Annotated in this window: 18 protein-coding genes; 1 reads left to right on the forward strand and 17 read right to left on the reverse strand. The window is 48.7% G+C overall.

What is annotated here, in order from left to right:
* Positions 1-17: 17 nt before the first annotated feature.
* The 9 genes from gltB to ACE3T3_RS04125 form a co-directional block, all read right to left on the reverse strand.
* Entirely contained in the window at positions 18-4,493 is a 4,476-nt protein-coding gene (gltB, locus tag ACE3T3_RS04085) for a glutamate synthase large subunit (RefSeq protein ID WP_374664334.1), read from the reverse strand.
* 444 nt (positions 4,494-4,937) lie between these two features.
* Positions 4,938-5,786: a hypothetical protein gene (locus ACE3T3_RS04090; RefSeq protein ID WP_374664336.1), complete on the reverse strand. Its 849-nt coding sequence runs from the start codon at positions 5,784-5,786 to the stop codon at positions 4,938-4,940.
* Positions 5,787-5,803: 17 nt separating this feature from the next.
* Entirely contained in the window at positions 5,804-6,883 is a 1,080-nt protein-coding gene (gene aroB, locus ACE3T3_RS04095) for a 3-dehydroquinate synthase (protein ID WP_374664338.1), read from the reverse strand.
* A 17-nt stretch (positions 6,884-6,900) separates the two neighbouring features.
* The gene (gene aroK, locus ACE3T3_RS04100; RefSeq protein WP_374664340.1) at positions 6,901-7,446 is read right to left on the reverse strand and encodes a shikimate kinase AroK; all 546 of its coding nucleotides are present in this window, start codon (positions 7,444-7,446) and stop codon (positions 6,901-6,903) included.
* 36 nt (positions 7,447-7,482) lie between these two features.
* Positions 7,483-9,582, reverse strand: coding sequence for a type IV pilus secretin PilQ (locus tag ACE3T3_RS04105; protein WP_374664342.1), 2,100 nt, complete (start codon positions 9,580-9,582; stop codon positions 7,483-7,485).
* 17 nt (positions 9,583-9,599) lie between these two features.
* The gene (locus tag ACE3T3_RS04110; RefSeq protein WP_374664344.1) at positions 9,600-10,127 is read right to left on the reverse strand and encodes a pilus assembly protein PilP; all 528 of its coding nucleotides are present in this window, start codon (positions 10,125-10,127) and stop codon (positions 9,600-9,602) included.
* Positions 10,127-10,828: a type 4a pilus biogenesis protein PilO gene (locus ACE3T3_RS04115; protein WP_374664346.1), complete on the reverse strand. Its 702-nt coding sequence runs from the start codon at positions 10,826-10,828 to the stop codon at positions 10,127-10,129. The genes ACE3T3_RS04110 and ACE3T3_RS04115 overlap by 1 nt, the downstream gene beginning before the upstream one ends.
* On the reverse strand, positions 10,825-11,499 hold the full coding sequence (locus ACE3T3_RS04120) for a PilN domain-containing protein (RefSeq protein ID WP_374664348.1): 675 nt from the start codon (positions 11,497-11,499) through the stop codon (positions 10,825-10,827). Before ACE3T3_RS04120 ends, ACE3T3_RS04115 begins: the two co-directional genes overlap by 4 nt.
* A complete protein-coding gene (locus tag ACE3T3_RS04125; RefSeq protein ID WP_374664350.1) occupies positions 11,499-12,557 on the reverse strand; it encodes a pilus assembly protein PilM in 1,059 nt (352 codons plus the stop codon). The genes ACE3T3_RS04120 and ACE3T3_RS04125 overlap by 1 nt, the downstream gene beginning before the upstream one ends.
* 163 nt (positions 12,558-12,720) lie before the next feature.
* Between ACE3T3_RS04125 and ponA the strand changes: the two genes are divergently transcribed.
* Entirely contained in the window at positions 12,721-15,252 is a 2,532-nt protein-coding gene (gene ponA, locus ACE3T3_RS04130; protein ID WP_374664352.1) for a penicillin-binding protein PBP1a, read from the forward strand.
* 57 nt (positions 15,253-15,309) lie between these two features.
* Here ponA and ACE3T3_RS04135 read toward each other — a convergent pair whose 3' ends face one another.
* The 8 genes from ACE3T3_RS04135 to ACE3T3_RS04170 form a co-directional block, all read right to left on the reverse strand.
* Positions 15,310-16,119, reverse strand: coding sequence for a putative RNA methyltransferase (locus ACE3T3_RS04135; RefSeq protein WP_374664565.1), 810 nt, complete (start codon positions 16,117-16,119; stop codon positions 15,310-15,312).
* 68 nt (positions 16,120-16,187) lie between these two features.
* Positions 16,188-17,306 carry a phospho-N-acetylmuramoyl-pentapeptide-transferase gene (mraY, locus tag ACE3T3_RS04140; RefSeq protein WP_374664355.1) on the reverse strand — a complete coding sequence of 373 codons (1,119 nt, stop codon included), beginning with the start codon at positions 17,304-17,306 and terminating at the stop codon, positions 16,188-16,190.
* Entirely contained in the window at positions 17,307-18,716 is a 1,410-nt protein-coding gene (gene murF / locus ACE3T3_RS04145) for a UDP-N-acetylmuramoyl-tripeptide--D-alanyl-D-alanine ligase (protein ID WP_374664357.1), read from the reverse strand.
* 8 nt (positions 18,717-18,724) lie between these two features.
* The gene (locus ACE3T3_RS04150) at positions 18,725-20,221 is read right to left on the reverse strand and encodes a UDP-N-acetylmuramoyl-L-alanyl-D-glutamate--2,6-diaminopimelate ligase (RefSeq protein WP_374664359.1); all 1,497 of its coding nucleotides are present in this window, start codon (positions 20,219-20,221) and stop codon (positions 18,725-18,727) included.
* An 11-nt stretch (positions 20,222-20,232) separates the two neighbouring features.
* Positions 20,233-22,059, reverse strand: a complete 1,827-nt coding sequence (ftsI, locus tag ACE3T3_RS04155; RefSeq protein WP_374664361.1) for a penicillin-binding protein PBP3 — start codon at positions 22,057-22,059, stop codon at positions 20,233-20,235.
* 13 nt (positions 22,060-22,072) lie between these two features.
* Positions 22,073-22,405 carry a cell division protein FtsL gene (ftsL, locus tag ACE3T3_RS04160; RefSeq protein ID WP_374664363.1) on the reverse strand — a complete coding sequence of 111 codons (333 nt, stop codon included), beginning with the start codon at positions 22,403-22,405 and terminating at the stop codon, positions 22,073-22,075.
* Positions 22,406-22,415: 10 nt separating this feature from the next.
* Positions 22,416-23,327, reverse strand: a complete 912-nt coding sequence (gene rsmH / locus ACE3T3_RS04165; RefSeq protein WP_374664365.1) for a 16S rRNA (cytosine(1402)-N(4))-methyltransferase RsmH — start codon at positions 23,325-23,327, stop codon at positions 22,416-22,418.
* 337 nt (positions 23,328-23,664) lie between these two features.
* Positions 23,665-24,684 carry a sulfate ABC transporter substrate-binding protein gene (locus ACE3T3_RS04170; RefSeq protein ID WP_374664367.1) on the reverse strand — a complete coding sequence of 340 codons (1,020 nt, stop codon included), beginning with the start codon at positions 24,682-24,684 and terminating at the stop codon, positions 23,665-23,667.
* Positions 24,685-25,105 lie beyond the last annotated feature (421 nt).

Raw genomic sequence — 25,105 nt, forward strand, 5'->3', positions numbered from 1 at the left:
ATATTTGAGTAGTGGAATTATTGAGGATCAGCTTGAGTTGTTTTCAGCAAAGTCTGCAAATTCGCAGCTTTTGGTTTCACCAGCCAGAATTTACGGCTGTAGAAATCAAACTCATTCCGGATCTTATACGCCCAAGCACTACCTGTTTCTTGAATATGCTCATCGAGGATGCGGCACAGGAATTCTTTGTGCTCTTCCATCGCTTCAGTTGAAATACGGTTCAGCTCGATCAATTCGTGGTTGTAATGGTCAACAAAATCGTTATCTAAATCCAGTACATAAGCAAAACCGCCAGTCATGCCTGCACCGAAGTTGTGTCCCACTTTACCAAGAACAGTCACAATACCGCCAGTCATATATTCACAGCAGTGGTCACCCGCGCCTTCAATCACCGCAAACGCGCCAGAGTTGCGCACCGCAAAACGCTCGCCCGCAGTCCCCGCAGCAAATAATTTACCGCCAGTTGCACCATATAAGCAGGTATTGCCGATGATGGCGGTATTCTGCGTTTGGAACGGCGAACCTTTCGGCGGGAAGATCGAGATGCGGCCGCCCGCCATGCCTTTACCCACGTAGTCGTTGGCATCGCCTTCAAGGCTGATATGCAAGCCGCCTGCGTTCCACACACCCAGTGACTGGCCGGCTGTACCGTTCAAGTTCACTTTTACTGGATGCGCTTCCATGCTCAAATTGCCATAGCGTTTCGCAATTTCACCCGAGATGCGCGCGCCGATTGAACGGTCACAGTTGCCGATATTGAAGCTGTATTCACCGCTGGTGCTTGCTTCAATCGCAGGAAGCATTTCTGCCACCATTTTTTCAGCCAGCAGGCCTTTGTCAAAGGGCGCATTGCCTTCCACTTGGCAGTACTGCGCTTTGCCGTCCGCAGCCGGATGCGACTGAAGCAAGGCGCTGAGATCCAGATGCGCATGCTTATCCGTTTCACCCGGCAGAATTTCCAGCAAGTCGGTACGGCCAATCAAATCTTTCAAGCTTGCTACGCCCAGCGCCGCCAGCCATTCACGGGTTTCTTCCGCAATGAAGTGGAAGAAGTTGATCAGCATTTCAGGCTCACCGATATAGTGTTCCTGACGCAAGTGATCCTGCTGTGTCGCCACACCGGTCGCACAGTTGTTCAAGTGGCAAATACGCAGGTATTTGCAGCCCAAGGCGATCATTGGTGTAGAACCGAAGCCGAAGCTTTCTGCGCCCAAGATGGCTGCTTTCACCACATCCAGACCAGTTTTCAAGCCGCCATCGGTTTGTACACGCACTTTACCGCGCAGGTCATTGACGCGAAGCGCCTGATGCGCTTCAGACAAGCCCAGCTCCCAAGGCGAACCTGCATGGTGAATGGAAGAAAGTGGAGAAGCCGCTGTACCGCCGTCATAGCCAGAAATGGTAATGAAGTCGGCATACGCTTTCGCTACACCGGCCGCAATCGTACCGACACCCGGCTCTGAAACCAGCTTAACGGACACCATCGCCTGCGGGTTAACCTGTTTCAAGTCAAAGATTAACTGTGATAAATCTTCGATTGAATAGATGTCGTGATGCGGCGGCGGAGAAATCAGCGTGACACCCGGCACAGAATAACGTAAACGCGCAATTAAGCCATTCACTTTACCGCCCGGCAACTGACCGCCTTCACCCGGTTTTGCACCTTGCGCCACTTTAATTTGCAGCACTTCTGCAGAGGTTAAATACGCAGGAGTGACGCCAAAACGGCCCGATGCAATTTGTTTGATTTTCGAGTTGCGGATGGTGCCGTAACGCGCAGGATCTTCACCGCCCTCACCTGAATTTGAACGGCCGCCGATCGTATTCATGGCAATCGCAATCGCTTCATGCGCTTCAGGAGACAAGGCGCCCAAAGACATGCCTGCAGAGTCGAAGCGCGGCAGAATCGCTTCTACAGATTCCACCTCTTCCAAGGCGATTGAATTGTCCGTTTTCAGCTTGAATAAATCACGGATGGTCGCAATCGGACGGTGATTCACCAATTCTGCATATTCTTTAAAGTCTGCATATTTGCCTGAACGAACAGATTTATGCAGCGCATTGATCACGTCCGGGTTGAAGGCATGATATTCCTTGCCGAAGACAAATTTCAGCATGCCGCCCTGATCGATTGGCTTGCGGTTTTTCCACGCAGTATCCGCCAATTTTTTCAAATCATTTTCAAGGTCAGCGAAGGTTGCGCCTTTAATACGGCTTGGAACGCCAGTAAAGCATTTGCCAACCACTTCATCCGACAAGCCCACGGCTTCAAACAATTGACCGCCGCGGTAAGACGCTACTGTCGAGATGCCCATTTTTGAAAGCACTTTCAGCAGGCCTTTCTCAATGCCTTTGCGGAAGTTTGCTTGTGCATGAATTGGGTCGCCCAGCAATTCGCCTTTGGCAATCAAGTCATTGATGACGTCATAGGCCAAGTACGGATAGATCGCTGTCGCGCCGAAGCCCAGAATCACCGCAAATTGATGCGCATCACGGGCAAGGCCGGTTTCCACAATAATATTGGCATCGGTACGCAGGCCAGCATTGATCAGGTGGTGATGCACGGCGCCGGTCGCCATTAAAGCATTGGCAGGCAAGTAGCCTTCACGGATTTTCTTATCAGAAAGCACCAGCAATGTTTTGCCGTCACGGATTGCTTGCGCCGCTTCTTCACAGATGCGGCTGATGGCAGCTTCAAGCCCTTCAGCTTCTGCATAGTTTAGGTCAATATCCGCCATCTCGTAGCCTTTACGGCCGATGGTGCGGATTTGATGCACTTTTGAATTCGACAGCACTGGGCTGGATACAATCAAACGGTCTGCATGCTCTGGGCCTTGTTCAAACACGTTTTGCTCACGGCCAAAACAGGTTTCCAATGACATCACGATGGATTCACGCAATGGATCGATCGGCGGATTGGTGACCTGAGCGAACTGCTGACGGAAATAGTCAGAGACGTGGCGCACTTGACGCGACAGGACCGCCATCGGCGTATCATCGCCCATTGAACCGACCGCTTCCTGACCGCTTTCAGCGATTGGGCGCAGCAATTGGTCTCGCTCTTCAAAAGTGACCAGGAACATTTTTTGCGCCGCTTTCAGGTCATCGCCTTTCAAGCCTTGATCGCATAAATATTCTTCCAGCTCTGGGCTGCCTTGAACGCGCACTGAGTTTTCACGCAGCCATTCACGGTATGGACGCATGCGTTTCAGGTGATTGCTGACATCATTGGTGTCGAGCATTTTGCCTGTGTGCGTATCTATCACCAGAATTTGCCCTGGGCCGACGCGGCCTTTAGACACCACATCTTCAGGTTCATAACCCCATACGCCAATTTCAGACGCTAAGGTAATGTAGCCATTTTTGGTGATGACCCAGCGCGCTGGACGCAAGCCGTTGCGGTCAAGCATGCAGATCGCATGGCGGCCATCCTGGATCACCAGACCCGCAGGGCCATCCCAAGCTTCCATATGCTTCGAGTTGAACTCGTAGAATGCGCGCAAATCAGCATCTAATGTTTCCACGTTTTGCCATGCCGGCGGCACCAGCATGCGCAGCGCGCGGAATAAATCCATGCCGCCGCCGACCAGTAATTCCAGCATATTGTCTAAGCTTGAAGAATCCGAACCGGTGCGGTTCACAATTGGATTCAGCTCAGTGATGCCCGGCAGCAATGGGTTTTCAAATTTTGGCGTGCGCGCTACAGCCCAGTTGCGGTTCGCAGTAATGGTATTGATTTCACCGTTGTGCGCCAAATAGCGGAATGGCTGAGCCAAAGGCCAGCGCGGCAATGTGTTGGTCGAGAAACGCTGATGGAAGACCACAATATGCGATTCTAAACGCTCATCAGCCAAGTCTGTATAGAAGTCTGCAATATAAGCAGGCATCATCAAGCCTTTGTAGCTGATCACAGTGGAGCACAGCGTGGTCACATAAAAATACGGGTCAGCTGTCAGCTGCTCTTCCGCACGGCGGCGTGCCATAACCAGCTTGCGGTTGAATTCAACCTCAGTCACGCCCATTGGGCAGTTGACAATAATCTGCTCAAAGCCCGGCAAGGACTGCATCGCAATTGAGCCCAAAGCGCCGTTATTGGTCGGCACGACACGCCAGCCCAATACCTTGCAGCCTTCAGCTTCAATTTCTTTGCTTAAAATTTGTTTTGAGTGTGCGGCAATCGCAGGATCAAGATTCAGGAAAACCGTACCGACCGCAAAAATTTCACTTAAAGTAATATCGCTGATCTTCTTCGCTTCTTCACGGAAGAATTTCTTTGGCATAGCCAAAAGCAGGCCGCATCCATCCCCTGTCTTGCCGTCGGCAGCAATACCGCCGCGGTGGGTCATACAGCTGAGGCTGTGAATAGCGGTCTTTAAGAGATCATGGCTTGCATCACCCTGCATATGGGCGATTAAACCGAAACCACAGTTATCTTTAAACTCATCCGGTTGGTATAAACCTTGAGCGGGAGCTACAGTATTAGGCGATGGCATGTGCATAGCGTACCCTTCTTTTCTACACTGCTCTTTCGAGCCAATAACAATCTAAATTCTTTTTTTGCGATTTAGTCTTAATCCACTCACATGAATTGTGATGCTGAGCAAAGATGATTCTTCTGTCGCATACTTAAGATAAACCGAATTTACCTTTTATGCATGGCCATGAAGAAACAAATTGCTTCTGTTTAAATTCAGTCTGTCAGCATGACTGTTTCGCACACTCATCGAATCATTTTCGCGCCAAAATAGGGAGATTAATTCAACTCATGCACCATTAAAGCAATATGCATGCCAATATGATGCATTTAGCCGAAACATTACTGATTTAAAACACTTTAAATTATGAGTAACCTCGTACCCAGCGTATTCTTATTCTTTTTCGCACCACAATCGAGCACAACAACCTGCAGCGGCATGAAAATGCTCTATTTTGGCTCCTTAATTAAAAGGATCTGTGACTTCCTGCTGCGCTGGAGAGTTTTTAGAATGCGGAGCTTCCGCACCGCTTTGCGACTGCTGTACATTCACTACATTGCCATCCGCATCACGGCGAGTCACCGTCGTGGTCGTGGTTGCAGCAGAATCCGCTTTAGCCTCTGCTGCCCGCTGCGCCTGAGCTTCGGCGCGTTTCGCGGAGATTTGCGCTTCATCCACCGCCGGCAATGGCGCCGCTTTTAAATTCACCGCATATTGCTTCGAACCGGCTTTCAGTTCATCCGAACCCAAATCATTGACATAAGGCTGATACTGGCCGATTTCAACCGCAACCGGCTTGACAGAGGCCGGCAGATTCAGCTTCAGCTCAGACAATGCCTGCTTTGCATCGCCAGCGCTGCGGTAAACGCCATACAGCAGCACATACTGTTCCGCGTGATCTTCACCCGACAGCCTCAAATAGAGGAATTTGGATTTATCTGCTTGTTTTTTTAAAAAATTCTTTAAAATCGCTTCATCAGAAACCCGAAATAATTCAATCGTATACGATTTCTTCTGATCATTGACAAACTTTGTGCCGCGGAATTCAGCTTCATGCTGGGCGGTTGCCACCACGCGCGCTGTCATATCGAGCGGTTTCACCTCATCCGTTAATGCACCAAGATGGTTCATTGCTGACACTTTTTCAGGCTGAATCTGCAGTTCAACTTCAGTTTCAGCCTTTTTTTCAACCTCAACCAGCTCATCTTTATCCGTAATTGCCCAAAACACCAAAGCAAAAAAAAGACAGGCTCCGCCGAACACAAGCCAAATATAATTCTGTATCTGCTGCCAATGTGTACGGAGAGCCACGCTGTATTCCTTCTTAATTACTGCTGATTTGCTAAAATTGCCTGTTTCATCAATTCCGCATCAAATTCTTTAGTGATGACGGCTTGGCCCAATTGCTTCATCAGCACAAGGCGAAGCTGGCCATTCAGCACTTTTTTATCATGCGACATATAAGCCAAGAATTCATCCAAAGGAATTTTAGGGCATTTGACCGGTAAATTGGCGCGTAAAATGATTTTTTTTGTACGCTCCAGATCGGCCGCTGAAATCCAGCCCATGCGCTGCGACAGATCTGCCGCCATCACCATGCCGGTTGCCACCGCTTCGCCATGCAGCCAAACACCATATCCCATATAGGATTCAATGGCATGGCCAAACGTATGCCCCAAATTCAGCAGCGCGCGCTCGCCTTGCTCTTTTTCATCATTGGCGACAATACGCGCCTTATGCGCGCATGACCGGTAAACCGCTTCCGCTAAAAGCGCCGCATCACGCTTTACCAGGCCATCCATATTGGCTTCGAGCCAGCTCAAGAAATCCACATCGCCCAGCAACGCGTATTTAATCACTTCCGCCAGACCGGCAGACAGTTCACGCTCCGGCAGGCTGTTCAGCTGCGCCATATCCGCCATCACCACCTGCGGCTGCTGAAAAGCGCCGATCATATTTTTACCCAGCGGATGATTGATGCCAGTTTTTCCGCCGACACTGGAATCCACTTGCGAAAGCAAGGTGGTCGGCACTTGGATAAAATACACGCCGCGCTGAAAACATGCTGAGGCAAAGCCAGCCATATCCCCAATCACGCCGCCGCCCAATGCCAGCACCGTACAGTCGCGGTTAAAGCCAGCCTCAAGCAAGGCATCAAAAATCAGATTCAGGTGCTCAATGTTTTTATACTTTTCACCATCTGGCAAAGTGCAAACTGCAACCGTTTTACCCAAAGCCTCAATGGCATGCTGATAATGCACCAAATATAAAGGCGCAACAGTTTCATTGGTCACAATCATGACTTGCTTGCCATGAATATAAGGTGCTAAAAGCGCTTGAGGATCCAACTGGCTGCCAATAAAAATAGGATAACGGCGTTCACCGAGTTCAACATGAAGGGTTTGCATGATTCTAACCAATAGATTTACTTGGAAACATTTTGTGAAATAATCAAGTTTAAGATTTTTTGCGCCAAATCGCGGGCAGCGCCTTGATTGGTTTCAATAATATGATGCGCCACTTCCCGATAAAGCGGGTCGCGGATTTTCAGCAAGTCCCTTAATTTTTTTTCTGGATTTTCGACTTGTAAAAGAGGGCGGTTTTTGTCGCGGTAAGTCCGCTGCAGCTGAATTTCTACTGGAGTATAAAGATAAACAACAATACCCCGCTGTTTTAAAAACTCCCGATTAGGGGCTTGAGTGACGGCGCCGCCGCCGGTCGCTAAAACCAGCTGTTTGCGTGCTGTCAGCTCATCAATGACAACCGTTTCCCGGCTGCGGAAACCCTGCTCCCCTTCTTTTTCAAAAATCCAAGGAATGGTTGCACCTGTCTTGCGCTCAATTTCATGATCACTGTCCAGAAACTCGCGCCCTAACAATTCCGCCAAATGCCGGCCTACAGTTGTTTTTCCTGCCCCCATTGGCCCTACCAAATAAATATTTGGCAGGGTATCAAACTCTTTGCTTGGCAAGGAGTCACCTATTTATTCTGCTAAATTCAAAATATATTAATGATTTCTGGTAACACTGTCATTAACAATTCGTGGTGTAACAAAAATTAGCAACTCTGTTTGCGCACTGCTTTTCACATTATTTTTAAATAATGCTCCAAGGTAAGGAATATCACCTAAGAATGGCACTTTTTGATATTGGTTTTGCTTAATATCATCAAAGATGCCGCCAAGGACTACAGTTTCACCATCTGCCACCAATACATTTGTTTCTAATTTATTGGTGTTAATCAAAAAACCCGCTGAAGTTAAACGGCCTACCGTATCTTTATTCAGCTTCAACTCCATCTGTACTTTGCCATCTGGTGTGATGCTTGGTGTCACTTCAAGTTTTAAATTTGCATCCACAAAACTTGTAACTGTGCCGCCCTCAGCGCTCCATGACTGATAAGGAATCTGATCACCGCGCAAAATAGATGCTTTCTGCTTATCGCCAGTCAATACTTTAGGCGCGGACAGCACTTCGCCATGGCCGTCAGACTGCAATGCCGTCAACTGAAGATCCAGCATAAAGTCCGAAATTTTCAATAAGCCAAAATTAAATGTTCCAGCAGTTGCCGTACCCAGATCAACACCTAAATCAAATTTCGGTGAAAACTCTCCGCCCCAGATATTAGAGCCATTAGCGCCTGCATTTAAGCTTGGGTTATGGCGCTGTAATCCCCAGTTAATACCTAACTCACGGGAGAAGTCAGTTTGAGCCGTAACAATACGCGCTTCCACCATCACCTGCTTGACTGCCACATCAAGCAAATCAATCATCTTACGGACTTTATCAATATTCTGCGCCGTATCATTCACAATCAATGTATTGGTTCGATTGTCTGAAACCACACTGCCCCGTGAACTCAGCAAACCTTCCAACGCAAGAGAACCCGAACCTGCCGTGCCATTTGAAGCCGCTGACTTGCCGTCTCTTGAATCTTCCAGCAACTTCAATATCTCAGCTGATTTTGCATAGCTTAACTGAATATATTCCGTTTGAATCGGCGCCAATTTAATACTTTGCGCCATGGCTTTAGCTTCATCATCTTCTGCCTTAATCAATTCAGCAACAGGCGCAATCCAAATCACATTGCCATTGCGGCGCTTATCCAGATTCTTGGTTTTCAGTACAATATCCAATGCTTGGTCCCAAGGCACATCTTTCAAGCGCAAAGTAATATTGCCCTGCACACTGTCCGACGCCACCATATTGATGCCAGTAAAATCTGCCAGCAGCTGCAGTACACGGCGCACTTCAATATCTTGAAAATCTAGAGAAATCTTTTTACCCGTATAAGCATTTGACGCTTTAGGGCGCGCAGGGTTCTTATCTTCAGGACGTTTCAGGCTAACAGTCAGCTTATTGTCCGTTTGATAGGCCATATATTCAAAATTGCCTGCAGACTGAATGGTGATCACTCCATTGCCGCCGTCATTGCGTGCATCCACAGTTGAAACTGGAGTTGCAAAATCATTCACATTCAAGCGGCGCGCCAAATGTGCAGGAACCTTATTGCCCAAAGTGCGGATGACGATCTTGCTGCCCTGCTGCTGTACATCCACTGGCGTATTGCCGCCCAGCAAATCAACAACAACTTGCCCTTCACCATTTGGACCGCGGTTAAAGCCAATATTTGAAATGCCCTGAGCCTGAACTCTTGCTGCAGGCTGAACAGACGCATTGGCTGCTGAGTTGATTTTCAAAATAAAGGTGTTGCCTTCAACACGCGTAGTAAATGCGCCCGCATCTGCCAAATTCACCGTCAAGCGTGAACGCTGCGCATCGGAAGTGATATCCACCGAATCAGCTTCGGCTGTTGCCACTGGTATTGAGTTCTGCTGCAGCTTTTGGTCCGCTTTATCAAAATCCAGAATCAGCCGGGAAGGCTGTTCCAATTGATACGCTTGCGGCTGCGGAGGCAAGCCATTGAACATGACACGAATTTCAGTACCTTGACCAGGAATCTGCATCGGTACGATATTGGTCATACTGACTTGAGCGCTTGCAGCCTGCATCACAGCGATTGCCACAGCACCCATTGAAAACTGACGAAATACTTGATTCATTGTATTGCCATCCCCAAAAATAAAATTATGTACACTATTTTTCATTTTTATTCCTTTAAAACTTAAGGTGCTGGTCCAATTAATATAAGACTTCTAGGACGTTCAACATAACCTTCTCGCCCATCTGGAATAATCTCTACCACATCAATTTGTGTCGGCGTGATCTTCACAATCCGCCCTTGATTCAAGCCCATGTAATTGCCAACTTGAACACGTTCAACTTGGCCATCCGGTGTTTGAATCAGCGCCATAATCGCGCCTGACTGATTCAGCAGGCTGCCCTTCATATTTAAGTTTTCGATAGGAAAACTCTCTAAAGGCTGCGGCTGGCGGTTAAAGTTCGGATAAACCCGCTTGCCTGCCATAATTTTCAATTCAGAAGCCAAAGAGCTTGGCAAGAATGGGCTTCTTAACTGCTGCGCACCGTAATTAAAGGATTCTACAGGCACAAAATCCGGTGCTGGCTCAATTGGGATTGGCGGCTGATTGCGGATATTCGCCATTTCCTGATTAACGGCGTCAATCCTTGAATCACATCCAGCCAAGGACAGACCCAACACAACAAACATAGAAAGTTTTTGCATTTTCATTAGTTTGCCCCTTTTTCCGGTGTTGCAGCAGCGTCATTACCGACATAACGGTAAGTTTTCGCTTTTAAGCTGTAATCCACTTTAGGAATATCGCTCTTTTTCTCGCTATTTCCTGATGCAGTAATTGTAAAGTCATGCAAGGTCACAATTCGTGAAAGGCCAGCTATGCCGCTGACAAAAGCACCAAATGAATGATAGTCGCCCGTTGCATCAATCGCGATCGGCTGCTCAATAAAGAATTCCTGCTTCACTTCCGGCTCTAAACGGATGTTTTTAAATTTCAATCCAGAATTCACACCCGTTAAGTTGATGTCTTCAACTAGACCAGGAATTTCAGTTTCTTTCGGCAACTGCTCCAATTGCTGATTAAAGCGCGCTTCCATTTCCTGCAATTGCATTTGATATTGCTGCAGATTGCGAAGCTTAGAATCTTTTTCCCGGAATTCATTCAGCAGGTTCTGCTCTTGCGCATGCGCATTATCGATTTGATCCATCTTGCCTTTAATCGCAAGAAAATATCCTGCTGCCAAGACAAAAATAATGATAAAAATCCAGCAGGTAATTTTTACTGATAAAGGCCAGCTGCCATAGTTATTGGTATCCAGCGTATTGAATTGCTGCAGGAATTTATCCAAAGTCATTTTTTTCTTTGGCGCCAAAACAGCTTCTTGATTTAATTCTTCAAATTCTTCACGGCTCATTTGGCAGCCTCCGGTGCAGAAGTCGCTGTACCGCTTGGAGCAGCATTGCCTGCAGGCGCTGCAGCATCAGCTGCGCCTGTCAATTCAGGCTGCGCAATTGAATCCAAATCAGCAGTGACTGTAAAGGTTCCATAACTCTCCTCAACACGAGGCACAATCGAACTTTGCGCTTGATCTTTTTTCTCTTCACCCGCCAAGAAAGAGCTCATAAATGCGTTGCGGTACCAAGATGACGCTTCCAGGTTGCGAAGCAATTCAGCAACCGTATTCGGGCTTTCCGCTTTGCCTTCCAAGGTGAATTTATCCCCTTCACGGCTGAATCGAGTGATATACATATTGTTAGGAATAACCCGCACCAGCTCATCCACCAGATGCACCGCAATCGGACGCTGGCCTTGCAAGCCTTGAATCAGCTTCATGCGTTCTACAATCGCATTGCGCTGTTCCTGCAAACCTTCCAGAGATTTAAGCTGAATATCCAGATTTTGATTGGTGCTGACCACCAGCTGATTAGCCTGCTCTTGGTCCTGCAATCGGTTATCAAAATACATCCAGGTTGAGCCAATCCCTAAAACCCCAATCAAAAATGCCCCAATGCAAACCGCAATAAATTCTTTTTTTCGTTTCTCTCTTAGCCCATCGCGCCAAGGGAGCAGGTTAATTTTTGCCATTAATCAAAACTCCTCAATGCTAAACCACATGCCACCAAGAGCGATGAAGCGTCATTTTCAATTTTTTTAATATCAATTTGAGGGGAAAAACCCATTTGCAAAAATGGATTGGCAATAGTGACCCGATAGCCCAGCTTTTGCTGCAGCAGTTTTGCCAGGCCTGGAATGTTGGCATTGCCGCCAGCCAGCAAAATATGATCAATTTCGTTAAATTGTGAGGATGAAAAGAAGAACTGCAATGAACGCGCTGCCTGCTGCACAACCGCTTCTAGAAACGGCTCCAGCACTTCAATATCATAATCATCAGGTAAAGCGCGGGTTTTCTTGGCGCGGCCAGCTTCTTCAAAAGACAAACCGTAACGGTTTTGAATTTCCTGAGTCAGCTGCTTGCCGCCGAAGACCTGTTCACGGGTATAAATCACCTTGTTGTTCTGCAGCACCGACAGCGTAGTCATGCTGTGGCCGATATCCAGCACCCCAACGGTTTTCACCCCCATCGGCAAGGTATCGGAAAATACTTTAAACGCATTTTCTAAAGCAAAGCTTTCGACATCTGCAATTTTTGGCGTTAGGCCGCCCAGCTCGAGCACTTCTGAACGCGCTTCGATATTTTCGATCCGCGTTGCGACAAGCAGAACATTGACACGGTTTGGGTTTGGCAAACGGTCTGGGAGCACCTCAAAATCAAGGCTCGCTTCATCCAATGGGAAAGGAATATACTGTTCCGCATCATCACGAATCTGAACTTCACGTTCATCACTCGTCATATCGGCATCCATTTCAATGATTTTAGTAATCACCATTGAAGTTGGAATGGCGAAGGCGGCATTCACAGTCTGAGTATTGGCTAAATTAATCGCACGCTCTAATGAATCGCCTACAGCTTCAGGATTTAAGATGTTTTTTTCAACAACGCTTCCTTCCGGCAAAGGCACCAAAGCATAGCTTTCTACCCAATACCGTCCACTCTTTACAGAAAGTTCCAAAACTTTAACAGAAGTCGAACTAATATCGACTCCCATTAACCCCTTATTTGGCTTACGATATAACCTGAGCACAATATATTTCCTATTATTTTTTTATCCCCAAAAAGTAACTCACTAATTAGAATAGGTCTATAATTTTATACAGATACAATATCTCATATAACAATCTGCACGTCTTAAGGATATACTGACCGCTAATTAGTTTGCCATTAGCTCTTATTAAAACTTACTTGTTATGAAAAAGCTATCTTGTTCGGGCCTAGTTCATCCATTTTTTTTGATCCTAATTATTGTTTTGGTCTCAATTCCAATGGGTTTCTATGGCATGTATCTCTATATTGCCCCATCTTTGCCTGAAATGTCCACCTTAAAAAAGGCGCCGTTACTGAAGCCTTTGCAAGTATACAGTGCAGATAATGAGCTGATTGCCGAATATGGCGGCAAACTGTCCGTGCCTGTGGAATACCATCAGATTCCTCAAACCTTCATCCATGGCTTTCTGGCTGCCGAAGATTCTTCGTTCTTCGAACACAGCGGCATCAGCTTTAAAGGCATTGGCCGGGCGGTCAGCGAAACCATTACCGGTTCGGATGTGCAAACCGGCGGCTCCACCATCACCATGCAGGTCGCTAAAAACTATTATTTAAGCCCTGAACGCACGCTGAAGCGCAAACTGACTGAAATATTTTTGGCCCGAAAAATTGAAGAAAATCTCAGCAAAGAAGAAATTTTAACGCTGTATGTCAATAAAATCTTTTTGGGAAAAAATGCCTACGGCATCGCTGCCGCCGCCAAAATCTATTACAACAAGAACTTGGATGAGCTGACCACAGCGCAAATGGCGATGATTTCCGGCCTGCCGAAAGCGCCGTCCAAATACAACCCTGTGGCCAATCCCAAACGCGCTTTAGAGCGCCGCAACTGGATTTTAGGCCGCATGCTGCAGCTGGGCTATATCAACCAGACTGAATACCAAAAGGCCATTGCTGAGCCCATCAATCTGGACATGCCTGAACGCGGCGTCAGCAACCGCTTCCCCTATGTCGGTGAAATGGTCCGCTCAGAACTGGTCGAAAACTTAGGCGAACAGGCTGTAGATTCCGGCTACAAGGTCTACACCACCATTGACAGCAAACGCCAGGCCTATGCAGAAGAAGCGGTTCAAAACGGCCTGGAAGATTATGACCGCCGCCACGGCTGGCGCGGCGCTGAAGCGCATGATAAGCCGCTGTCTGACTTTATGGCTTATGCCAATACCTTCCCCGCAGAAGTCACCAAAGTGAATGCATCCAGCTTTGAAGCGCTAATGCAGGATGGCTCTACAGTAACTGTGCCCTGGTCCGGCATGTCTTGGGCCCGCCCCTACCGCAATGCCAACAGTGTAGGCAATGCGCCCAGCAATGCGTCACAAATCGTCAAAGTCAAAGATATTGTCCGCCTGCGTCCGAATCAAGACAAAACCTCTTGGTCCTTGATGCAGATTCCTAAAGCGCAAGGCCAGCTGATTGCGTTAAACCCAAACAATGGCGCGATTGAAGCCATTGCCGGCGGCTACAACTTTTATCAGTCCAAATTCAACCGCGCGCTGCAAGGCTGGCGCCAGCCGGGTTCAACAATCAAGCCTTTTGTTTATGCGCTTGCTTTAGAACGCGGCATGACGCCGTACACTATGGTGAATGACAGCCCAATCACTATTGGCAAATGGACACCCAAAAACTCGGACGGCCGCTATCTGGGCATGATCCCGTTGCGCCGCGCGCTGTACCTGTCCCGCAACACCGTTTCAGTACGCCTGCTGCAAATGGTCGGCATTGAGCGCACCCGCCAGCTCTTTATGGATTTCGGCCTGCAGGAAAATCAAATTCCGCGCAACTACACCATTGCGTTAGGCACCCCTCAAGTGCTTCCAGTGCAGATGGCGACCGGCTATGCAACTTTTGCCAATGGCGGCTACCGCATTCAGCCGCATTTTATTGACCGCATTGAAGATGCTTACGGCAAAGTGATTTATCAATCCAATCCAGATTATGCCTGCATTCCATGCATCAACGAGAAAGAACAGCCGCTGGATGCCGGCATGCCGGCAACGCCTGATGATGAAGCTTTCCAAGTCTCTGGCGCTGCTCAAATGCTGCCGGAGGAAAAAATCAATACAGCAGATTACCGCCAGGCGGCGCGGATTTTAAAATCCAGCTCTGCGTTTGACATGGCGAATATTCTGCGGGATGTCATTCAGCACGGTACAGGCCGTGCAGCGCTGAAAATTGGCCGGGATGACATAGGCGGCAAAACCGGCACCACCAACGATGCAAAAGATGCTTGGTTTGCAGGCTTTAACGGAAAATTAGTCGCCATTGCCTGGGTCGGCTTTGATCAGCCGTCAACGCTGGGCCGCCGTGAATACGGCGGTGTGGCCGCCCTGCCTGTATGGATCAGCTTCATGGCCAACGCGCTCAAAGGCACGCCGGAGTCATGGGTGCATTTAGATAAAAATGCGAAAGCGCCAATTAACCGCAATCAGGCTGTAAGCGCCGGAACCGCAGATCAGGCGCAAGACCGCTCATCTCCGCCGCTCGCGCAGCCGATTTACCGCCCTGCGCCAGCGCCTGCTGTGCGCCAGCCTGCGCAAAATGACTTTGAAGATCTGCCGGGGGAAGAAATTTTAGTGCCGGGCAATAGCGCGCCGCCGGCAATGCAGAACCGGCCTGCTGCAGCGCCCAAGCCGCACAATGATGCTTTAGGCGACCTGATTAAACAGGTCGAATAAATTACGGTCATAAAAAAGCCCTCATCTGAGGGCTTTTTTAGTTGGACTTGCTGATTTTCAGGCTGATTTCTTTTTCAGCAGCAAAATTTGAAACTGGGCCGTTAAGCTGAATGCATCCTGTTCTTCCAAGGCTTTTCTGCGCTCAGCTTTCGCTTTATAGGCGTACGGCGTCATTGCGATCAAATGCTTCAAATCCTGCTGCGGCAGCGTCATCGGCGCCTCAATCAGCAGTTCTTCGGCCAAATCAAAGGCATCTTCCAGCTGATGTACAAATTTGTGCGGATCGTGCGCCTGCACTTCTTCAAACAGCGCTTCACGCATGGCGAATAAATGCTGCGGACCCGGTGTCACCACCATCAAATAGCCTTCCGGTTTCAGCACACGCAGAATTTCCGCTTTCGGAATCGGGCTGAATAAGCTGGTGCATAAATCAATTGAATGATCCAGCACAGGCAAAGTCGAACCAGTCCCCACCACCCAAGTCACGCCCTTATTGGTTTTCGCTGCGGCCTGCACCGCATTCTTGGCGATATCCACCCCCACGCACTGCATCACTTCATGGCTCATGGCACTGGTGTAATAGCCTTCACCGCAGCCAATATCCAAAAGATTCTCGATCCGCAGCTCACGGATTTTTTGCACAGCTGCCTGCTGCAAAGGCGCATAATGCCCTGCGCCCAAAAACGCGCGGCGCGCCTGCACCGATTCCGGCGTATCGCCCGGATTTTTGCTGTGCTTATGCTGCACCACATGCAGATTGACATAGCCCTGCTTTGCTTCATCATAACTATGATTGTTTTCACAGCGCCAAGTTTTCCCTTCAAACTGCAATTGCTCGCGGCAAACTGGGCACATCAGCAGATTCATCATTCTCTCCAAAGCCATTTCGGCATTAAAAAAGCCGGCAATTGACCGGCTTTTCATTTCAATTTTGCTTAACGCAATTTTAAAGTCATCAGACCTAAAACTACCAGCATAATTGTAATAATCCAGAAACGGATCACGACTTGGGTTTCACGCCAGCCTTTTTTCTCATAATGGTGGTGCAATGGCGCCATCAGGAAAACCCGCTTATTGCGCATGCGCAGCGAACCGATTTGCAGGAACACGGAAATCGCTTCCACCACAAACACGCCGCCCATAATGGCAAAGACAATTTCCTGACGCACCATAACTGCGATGGTGCCCAGCATTGCGCCGAGTGACAGCGCGCCGACATCCCCCATAAATACTTGCGCAGGGTGAGCGTTAAACCATAAGAAAGCCAAGCCTGCACCGATCATCGCAGCACAGATCACCACGAGTTCAGATGCATATTTCACATAAGGAATATGCAGATAATCCGCAAAGCGTACATCACCTGCCAAATAAGCAAATACGCCCAAACCGGCAGCGACCAAAACAATCGGCATGATCGCTAAACCATCCAAACCGTCTGTCAGGTTCACCGCATTGGATGCGCCGTTAATCACTAAATACGTGAAAAGGATAAAGCCGATGCCCAGCGGAATCGCAGACAGCGGAATGCTGATTTCTTTAAAAAATGGAATCAGCACATCCAGCATGTCTGCAGTATGCACAGGATTGGCTTGATGCGTCGCAATCACATACAGCGCAATGCCTGCGCCGAGCGAACCCACCGATGTCCAAAAGAATTTCTTCTTTGCAGGCAGGCCGGCGTTATCTTTATAGCGGATTTTGATCCAGTCATCGGCCCAGCCAACCGCACCGAAGATCACCATGACCGCCAGCACAATCCACACATACGGATTGGATAAATCCGCCCACAGCAAAGTCGAGATGCCGATCGACAGCAGGATCAACACCCCACCCATGGTTGGCGTACCCATTTTTTTGGCATGATTTTCAGGCGCAAAAGAACTGACTGCCTGGCCGTATTTTAACGCTTGCAGCTTGCGGATCATGATTGGGCCGAGCGCCAAGCCGATCGTGAGCGCAGTAAGGACACTCAGCAATGAGCGCAATGTTAAATAACGAACAACTTGAAACGAACTGTGATAGCCCGCAAGATGCTCAAAGAGCCATAACAACATTTAGAGTTTCTCCATCAAGTCAGCCATCAGAGTTTCCATGTGGGTATAGCGAGAACCTTTAAACAGGAAACTCATGGACTGAGGCTGATGTGTTTCGACTAGGCTTAATAAAAGCGGCAAAGCCTGATCTTGGCTTAAAAACGCCTGCAATTTCTTGCCGTATTGCGTGCTGCGCGCGCCTTCCTGCACTGCAGGTGAAAACTCGCCCACTGCGACAACAAAGTTTACACCTTTTACCGACACCAGGTCACGGCCCAGCATATAGTGCTGCTGCGCAGCGCTGCCGCCAAGCTCGCCGATATCGCCCATCACCATCACTTTAACGCCTTCCTGCTGCGCCAGCACTTCAGCCGCTGCACGCATTGAGGTTGGATTGGCATTGTAGGTATCATCAATAAATAAATGATTTTTATGCTGAATAAAATTTAAACGTCCTTTGGCGCCCTTGGCCTGCGCAAGCCCAACAACAATATCATCCAAGGCAATGCCGATTGACAGCGCAAAGGCTGCCGCAGCACAGGCATTCTGCACATTGTGTTCACCGGCAAAGGGCAAGTCCACATGGCGCGCGCCGTCCGGGGTATTCAGCGTAAAGCTCGACGACTGCGGATGCAGTGCAACGTCAGCAGCAAAGACATCGCCGCCTGCGCCAAAGCTCAGGACTTTTTCAGTCTGCACAGCGCTGCGGATCGTTTCGCTGAAATCATCCGCTGCAGGCACAATCGATGTGCCCTTAGGATCAATATGCGCATATATTTCTGATTTGGCGCGGCAAATGCCGTCACGGCCGCCAAACTCCCCCATATGCGCAGTGCCGATATTGATAATGCCTGCGACATGCGGCTGAACCAAATTCGAGGTGTAGTCAATTTCACCTTGATGGCTGGCGCCCAATTCCATCACAGCATATTGATGCCCAGCGCGAAGCTCCAGCAGCATCATCGGCACGCCCAAATCATTATTCAGGTTGCCGCGGGTAATCAACGTCGGTGCAAGGCGGGACAGAATGCTGCCCAGCATTTCTTTGGTGGTGGTTTTGCCGCTGCTGCCAGTCAATGCAATGACTTTCAGCTGTGCATTTTGCGCACGGCGGAAGGCGCCTAAATGCCCCAAGGCTAAACGCGTATCTGCAACGACCAATTGGCAAATATCCGCATCAACTGGATGGCTGACAATCGCCACTTCACAGCCCTTCGCGGCGACTTGCGCAATGAAGTCATGCGCATCAAAACGCTCGCCTTGCAGCGCTAAAAAGGCATCACCTTGTTCTGCATGGCGCGAATCGCTCAAAATGCGCTTGATGCTGCCTTGCGGCGCCTTGTCATTGTGCCAATGGCCTTGTGTGGCCTGAAGCAACTGTTCTGCTGTCCAAGGCTCTAAAGCTACCGTACTGGTTGTTGAGGTATGCATGTGATTTCCTACTGAGCTGGATATGCTGAATCGGTATTGTGATGCTGTGAATCAATGGCGGATTGCACCTCCACCACATCATCAAACCAATGCCGGACGCCATCAATTTCCTGATAATTTTCATGGCCTTTACCGGCAATAACGACGATATCGCCAGCCTGCGCATTGGTGACCGCGAATTTAATCGCTTCACGGCGGTCATGAATTTCATGCACCGCCTGCTGGCCAAAATCAATGCCGGCTTTCATATCGGCAAAAATCTGTTCCGGATTTTCTGTCCGCGGGTTGTCCGAGGTGATCAGCGCAATATCGGCATGATCTAAAGCCGCCTGCGTCATCAGCGGGCGCTTGCCGCGGTCACGGTCTCCGCCGCAGCCAAAGACCGCCCAGAGATGATGCGATACATGGCGCTTCAAGGTTTGCAGCACTTGAATCAAAGCATCCGGCGTATGCGCATAATCGACAATAAACAGCCGCTCTGCATCACGGATCACCTGCATACGGCCCGGTGCGCCTTTCAATTGCGGCGCAGACTGAATCAAATCCTGCAGGGCGAAACCGGCCTGTTCAGCGGCGATCAGGCTGGCGACAATATTTTCGACATTGAAATGCCCCAGCAGCGGGCTGCGCACTTCAAATTCGCTTTCTGCGGTTAGTAATTTAAAATTCACCCCATGTAAGCTGTACTGAATATCCTGAACTTGATAATCCGCGGCTTGAGCCGTTGAATAGGTGAATATTTTCGGCTGCGCCGGATTATTCTTCGCAGCCGCCAGCATCACGCCGGCATGCGCATCATCAATATTGATAATCGCCGCTTTCAGCGAGGCAAACTGGAACAGGCGGGATTTGGCTTCCGCATAAGCTTCCAGCGTTTTGTGATAATCCAGATGATCACGGCTGAGATTGCTGTAGGCAGCGATTTCAATATCGCAGCCATTCAGGCGGCCCTGCTCCAAACCATGCGAACTGGCTTCAATCGACGCAAACGCCGCGCCTTGCTGGGCATACTGATGCAGCGCATTCTGCATATGCAGCGCATCCAGCGTGGTATGCGATGATGATTCCAGATTCGGCAAAATACCGTTTCCAGTGGTGCCCATCACCGCACATTTTTTACCTTGCAGCATCAGCAGTTCCGCAATCAATCGCGAAATCGTGGTTTTGCCGTTGGTGCCTGTGACCGCAATAATGCGCGCAGGCTGCACAGGTTCAGCCGCCTGCAAATACTGTTTCTGCCACTGCCCCATCAAATGGCGGACATTCGCAACGGCAAAGCTGTTTTCCAAGTCTAACTCAGTTTCAGAAATCACCCCCAGCGCGCCGCGCGCTAAGGCCGATTGCGCAAATTGGGCGGTTTTTTCAGGCTGGGAAAATGAAGTCAGGGCAATGAAAATTTGCCCTGACTTCATTTTCCGGCTATCCAGATTGAAGCCGCTGAAGGATTGCGTCATCCATTCAGCAGGCTGTTCAACGGTGTAGAGATCTTGAAATGTAATGGACATTCATCACCTATTTACTGGACTTTTGGAGTATCTAAAGGTTTATCGAGAGGCACGTTCATCAGGCGCAGCGATTCCTGCATCACCCGGGCAAAGACGGGCGCAGAAACGGTGCCGCCATAATAGGAGCCTTTCGGGTTTTCCACCACCACCACCATGGCAATGCGCGGATCGCTCACAGGCGCAACACCGGCAAATAATGCGCGGTATTCCGTGGTCGAGTAGCCTTTGCGGTCTGGGCGCAATTTATGCGCTGTGCCGGTTTTACCGGCCACACGGTAGCCGGATACGTTAGCGCGCGTCGCTGTACCGCCCGGCATGGTTGCAGATTCCATCATCATCAGCACATCGTCTGCAATTTTTGCACTGATCATCTGCTCGCCTTTGGACTGATCTTCCAGCTTATACAGGCTCAGCGGCATTTTGACGCCTTTGTTGGCAATCATGGCATAGGCATCGGAAATTTGCAGCACAGTCGCATTCAAGCCATAGCCATAAGCCATGGTCGCCACTTCGGAAACATTCCATTTGCTTTTCGGCAAAATCAAGCCGGCGCTTTCACCCGGGAATTTCACCGCAGAACGCTGGCCAAAACCTAAACGCTGATAGAAGGTCGGCAGGGTCGCATAAGGCAGAGACAAAGCGATTTTCGCCACGCCCACGTTGGACGATTTCTGAATAATGCCGCCCAGCGTCAAAGCGCCATAGTTATGCGTATCGCGAATGGTATGGTTGCCCACACGCATTGAGCCTGGCGAAGTATTTACGACCGTATTCGGCTGATATTTTCCGCTTTCCAGCGCCATCGCAATCGTCATCGGCTTCATAGTTGAACCCGGTTCAAAGGAGTCCACCGCGCCGCGGTTACGCATTGCATCTTTGTTGCCTAAGCTGTTTTTATCATTTGGGTTATACGACGGCCAGCTGGTCATCGCCAAAATTTCACCAGTTTTCACATCAACCGCAATGGCTGTTGCCGAACGGGCATTATTCGCCACGCCTGCAGCAGTCAATTCACGGTACATAATGTACTGCAAGCGGGAGTCGATGCTCAGGGTAATATTTTCACCCGGCTCAACTTCTTTGACAATTTCAGGATCTTTAACACGGTTGCCTTTTTTATCGCGGACAATCTGCTGCTCGCCGTCAATGCCTGCCAAACGGCTGTTCAGCTGCATTTCCAAGCCTTCGATCCCGGTGCCTTCGCTGTTGGTCAGGCCGATAATTTGCGAGTTGGGCTGCGGCTGCGGATAATAGCGTTTGTAGTTTTTCTCCATGTACACGCCTTGGAAATCGCGCTTGGTGATGAGTTCAGCCTGCTGCGGCGGAATTTCTTTTTGCAGCACCAGATAACGTGAACGCGGGCGGTCATTCAGCTTTTGACGCAAATCTTTGCGGTCAATGCCGACGGCATCCGCCAATTCATCCAAATTCAGGTTTTTATCCGGCAGCTGGCGTTTCAGCTTGCGGTTATTCGGCTCTTTTTCCAGCTGCGCGCTGATTTCTTCATAGAGTTTTTTATTGTCAAAGTAATCGCGCGGATCCATCACCACTTTCATTACCGGCGTACTGATGGCCAAAGGCACGCCATGGCGGTCGTAAATCACGCCGCGCATCGCTTTGACTTTTTCAGTTCTTAAAATATTGGCATTGGCTTTGTTCTGCAAAAAGTCCTTGTTAATGACCTGCACATAAAAAGCCCGGCCAACTAAGGCAATAAAGCACAGCAGCACCACGCCCCACATGAGGTAAAAGCGCCACATCTCAACATTAATGACATTGCGTCCTGTCACTGACTGCTGCTTTTTCCGTACTGCCTGCTTAATTTTTTTATCAACCATGGTACAGCTAGCCTTATTTTTTCTCTTCTGAAGTCTGCGGTAATGAAATCACAACGGTTTGCGCGACAGGCGGAGAATACATCCGCAGCTGCGTCACAGCCCGTGTGCCGATTTGCGCAGTAGCGCCGAAGGTCTGCTGTTCAATCAGCAGGCGGCCCCACTCTGCATTTAAGTCATCGCGCTCGCGCATGTAGGTGCTGAGCTTGCGATAATCCTGACGGTATTCAAAAACCTGAAATACCACAAACACGGCGCTTAAAAAGACCAAAGCCAGTAAAATGGCATAGGCTGCCGTTTTTTTCAGTTTTAAATTATCTGCTGCTTTTTCAAGTGCTTCAGTTTTCATTATTTGCCTTTTAAGCTAAACGTTCTGCCACACGAAGCCAAGCGCTGCGTGAACGCGGATTGGCTTTCACCTCTTCTTCGCTGGCGCGGATGCGGGCAATTTTTTTCAAACGGCGGGTATCTTCCCGCTTTTGAGGCAAGCCCCAGCCAGTATCTTCAGCCAAGGTCGATTCTTTTTGAATAAATTGTTTGATCAGCCGATCCTCCAAGGAGTGGAAGCTGATGACCGCCAAAGTTCCTTCCGGTTTCAGCACTTCAACCGCTTGAGGCAGGAAAGCTTCAATATCATCTAATTCTTTGTTAATGGCAATACGGATGGCCTGAAAAGTACGGGTCGCCGCATGTTTATTTTTTTCCCATTTCGGATGCGCCACTTTGACAATTTCTGCCAATTGGCCTGTGGTCTCAATATAGCCGGCATTTTTGATGGCTTTGGCAATGCGGCGGCTGTAGCGCTCTTCACCGTATTTAAAAATGATATTCGCCAGATCTTCTTCATCAATATCGACCAGCCATTGCGCTGCCGTCGGCCCTTGCGAATTGTCCATGCGCATATCCAGCGGGCCGTCTTTCATAAAGCTGAAGCCGCGCTCCGCCTGATCCAGCTGCGGTGATGACACCCCTAAATCCGCCATGACGCCATCCACCTGCGCTAAGCCGCGCGCCGCCAATTCCTGCTGCAGCTCAGCAAAGCTGGCATGAATAATGGTAAAACGTGAATCTTCAGCTTCTAAAATAGCGGCTGTTTCTAGCGCCTGCGGATCTTTATCAAAAGCATAAACATGTGAATTTTCATCTAACTTTGATAGCAATAAGCTCGTGTGTCCGCCGCGGCCAAAAGTACCATCAATATAAATTCCTGTATTGCGCCCGGCAAGCAAAGCGTCAACGGTTTCATGAAGTAATACAGAAATATGCGACATATAGATGGTTTCAGCACGTAAAAAAGTAACTGCACATTATTACCTTGTTTTAATAAAGCTCCAAACGACTTTTTGTAGGAAAATATTACTTTTCATGGGGAAAACCGTTTTTCATTTTAAATAGCGCCCGATCCGCCATTTTTTTATCCAACTGAAAGGGAGAATCCGCAGAATGCATATTTTCAGGCTGCGCATAAAACACAATGCAACGGAATTTCGGTAAGACCTGCAGTAGCGCTTGTAAAAAGAAGAACACGTTCAGCTCAACAAGAAAGGCTGAAGCATAAAAAAGCCAGTCCGGAGACTGGCTTGATCTAAACGCTTTCAATCCAGCGGATTAACGTTTTGCGCTATAAATCTGATCAAAGGTTGCGCCATTGGCAAAGTGCGCCTGCTGCGCCTTGGCCCATCCGCCAAACACCTCATCAATCGTGAACGTTTTCAGCGGCGGGAACTGGGATTTGTATTTCGCCAGAATTTGCGCGTTGCGCGGACGGTAGAAGTGCTTCGCCGCCATATCCTGACCTAGAGGGGAATATAAATAGTTGATATAGCCTTTCGCCAGCCATTTGTTGCCGTCTTTCTCAACTGTTTTATCCACGATGGCCACTGAAGGCTCGGTCAAAATTGAAATGGACGGGTAAACAATATCAAACTTGCCTTTGCCTAAAGTTTTCTGCGTCACCAGCGCTTCATTTTCCCAAGTCAGCAAGACATCGCCAATGCCGCGCTCAGCAAACGTTGTCATCGATGCACGGGCCGCAGAATCCATCACTTTAACATTGCGGTACATTTTGCTGACGAACTCTTTCGCCTTTGCATCATTGCCGCCCGGCTGTTTCAGTGCATAGCCCCATGCAGACAAATATACCCAGCGAGGCAAACCGCCTGTTTTCGGGTTCGGCGTAATAATCTGCACGCCCGGCTTGGTCAAATCAGACCAATCTTTAATATGTTTCGGGTTGCCTTTGCGCACCATGAACACAATGGTCGAAGTATAAGGCGCAGAGTTGTAAGGAAACTCTTTTTGCCAGCCCGGCTGGATCTGGCCGGATTTCACAATTTCATCAATATCATTGGCCAGCGCCAAAGTCACCACATCGCCTTTCAGGCCATCCACCACTGAACGGGCCTGTTTGCCTGAACCGCCATGAGATTGCTTAAAATCAACAGTTCTGCCTGTACGCTGTTTCCAATACGCGCCAAAAGACTTGTTGAATTCATCGTAAAATTCACGTGTTGCATCATAGGAGACATTTAAGAATTCACGGTCGGCCGCGTGTGCTGAACCTGCGCTCAGCGCAAAACCGGCAGAAAGCAAAGCAGCGCTCAGCAGCGCTTTGAATTGAGTTTTCATATGGGCACAAAAAAATGTTTTTTAATGCCGCCCAATATATGAAATAAAATCATCAACTTCAATGCAGCCTGCAGGCTTAAAATGGCATAAAAATGAATAATTTCGGACTTAATTATTTGTTTTAAATCGAAAAAAATCAAAACAGATTACTTATTCCTCATATATACCGTTTTATTCTTTAGATATAACAAAAATGGATAAATAAAATTATATATCTCATCTTTTTCCATTTTACAGCATCTCTCAATAAGATCTTAATTTATGCTGTTCCCTGCAGATCTGATCAAGTGCCGCGCCATGCACCGAATGCGTTTTCTGAATCTTGGCCCGACGGCCAAACGCCTGATGATCTCTGCCTGATAAAATGTACACATTGGGCCGCGGTCAATCTTTAAGATTTTTTGACCGCCTAGACCTGAGT

Source organism: Acinetobacter sp. (assembly GCF_041919735.1).
GTDB lineage: Bacteria > Pseudomonadota > Gammaproteobacteria > Pseudomonadales > Moraxellaceae > Acinetobacter.

Bases quoted from the DNA above. Each gene is read 5' to 3' on its own strand.
- rsmH (WP_374664365.1), bottom strand. From the start codon at position 23,327: ATGTCGCATATTTCTGTATTACTTCATGAAACCGTTGACGCTTTGCTT.
- ACE3T3_RS04150 (WP_374664359.1), bottom strand. From the start codon at position 20,221: ATGTCCATTACATTTCAAGATCTCTACACCGTTGAACAGCCTGCTGAA.
- ACE3T3_RS04120 (WP_374664348.1), bottom strand. From the start codon at position 11,499: ATGGCAAAAATTAACCTGCTCCCTTGGCGCGATGGGCTAAGAGAGAAA.
- ftsI (WP_374664361.1), bottom strand. From the start codon at position 22,059: ATGGTTGATAAAAAAATTAAGCAGGCAGTACGGAAAAAGCAGCAGTCA.
- mraY (WP_374664355.1), bottom strand. From the start codon at position 17,306: ATGTTGTTATGGCTCTTTGAGCATCTTGCGGGCTATCACAGTTCGTTT.
- ponA (WP_374664352.1), top strand. From the start codon at position 12,721: ATGAAAAAGCTATCTTGTTCGGGCCTAGTTCATCCATTTTTTTTGATC.
- gltB (WP_374664334.1), bottom strand. From the start codon at position 4,493: ATGCCATCGCCTAATACTGTAGCTCCCGCTCAAGGTTTATACCAACCG.
- murF (WP_374664357.1), bottom strand. From the start codon at position 18,716: ATGCATACCTCAACAACCAGTACGGTAGCTTTAGAGCCTTGGACAGCA.
- ACE3T3_RS04170 (WP_374664367.1), bottom strand. From the start codon at position 24,684: ATGAAAACTCAATTCAAAGCGCTGCTGAGCGCTGCTTTGCTTTCTGCC.
- ACE3T3_RS04110 (WP_374664344.1), bottom strand. From the start codon at position 10,127: ATGAAAATGCAAAAACTTTCTATGTTTGTTGTGTTGGGTCTGTCCTTG.
- ACE3T3_RS04105 (WP_374664342.1), bottom strand. From the start codon at position 9,582: ATGAAAAATAGTGTACATAATTTTATTTTTGGGGATGGCAATACAATG.
- ACE3T3_RS04115 (WP_374664346.1), bottom strand. From the start codon at position 10,828: ATGAGCCGTGAAGAATTTGAAGAATTAAATCAAGAAGCTGTTTTGGCG.
- ftsL (WP_374664363.1), bottom strand. From the start codon at position 22,405: ATGAAAACTGAAGCACTTGAAAAAGCAGCAGATAATTTAAAACTGAAA.
- ACE3T3_RS04135 (WP_374664565.1), bottom strand. From the start codon at position 16,119: ATGAATCTGCTGATGTGCCCAGTTTGCCGCGAGCAATTGCAGTTTGAA.
- aroB (WP_374664338.1), bottom strand. From the start codon at position 6,883: ATGCAAACCCTTCATGTTGAACTCGGTGAACGCCGTTATCCTATTTTT.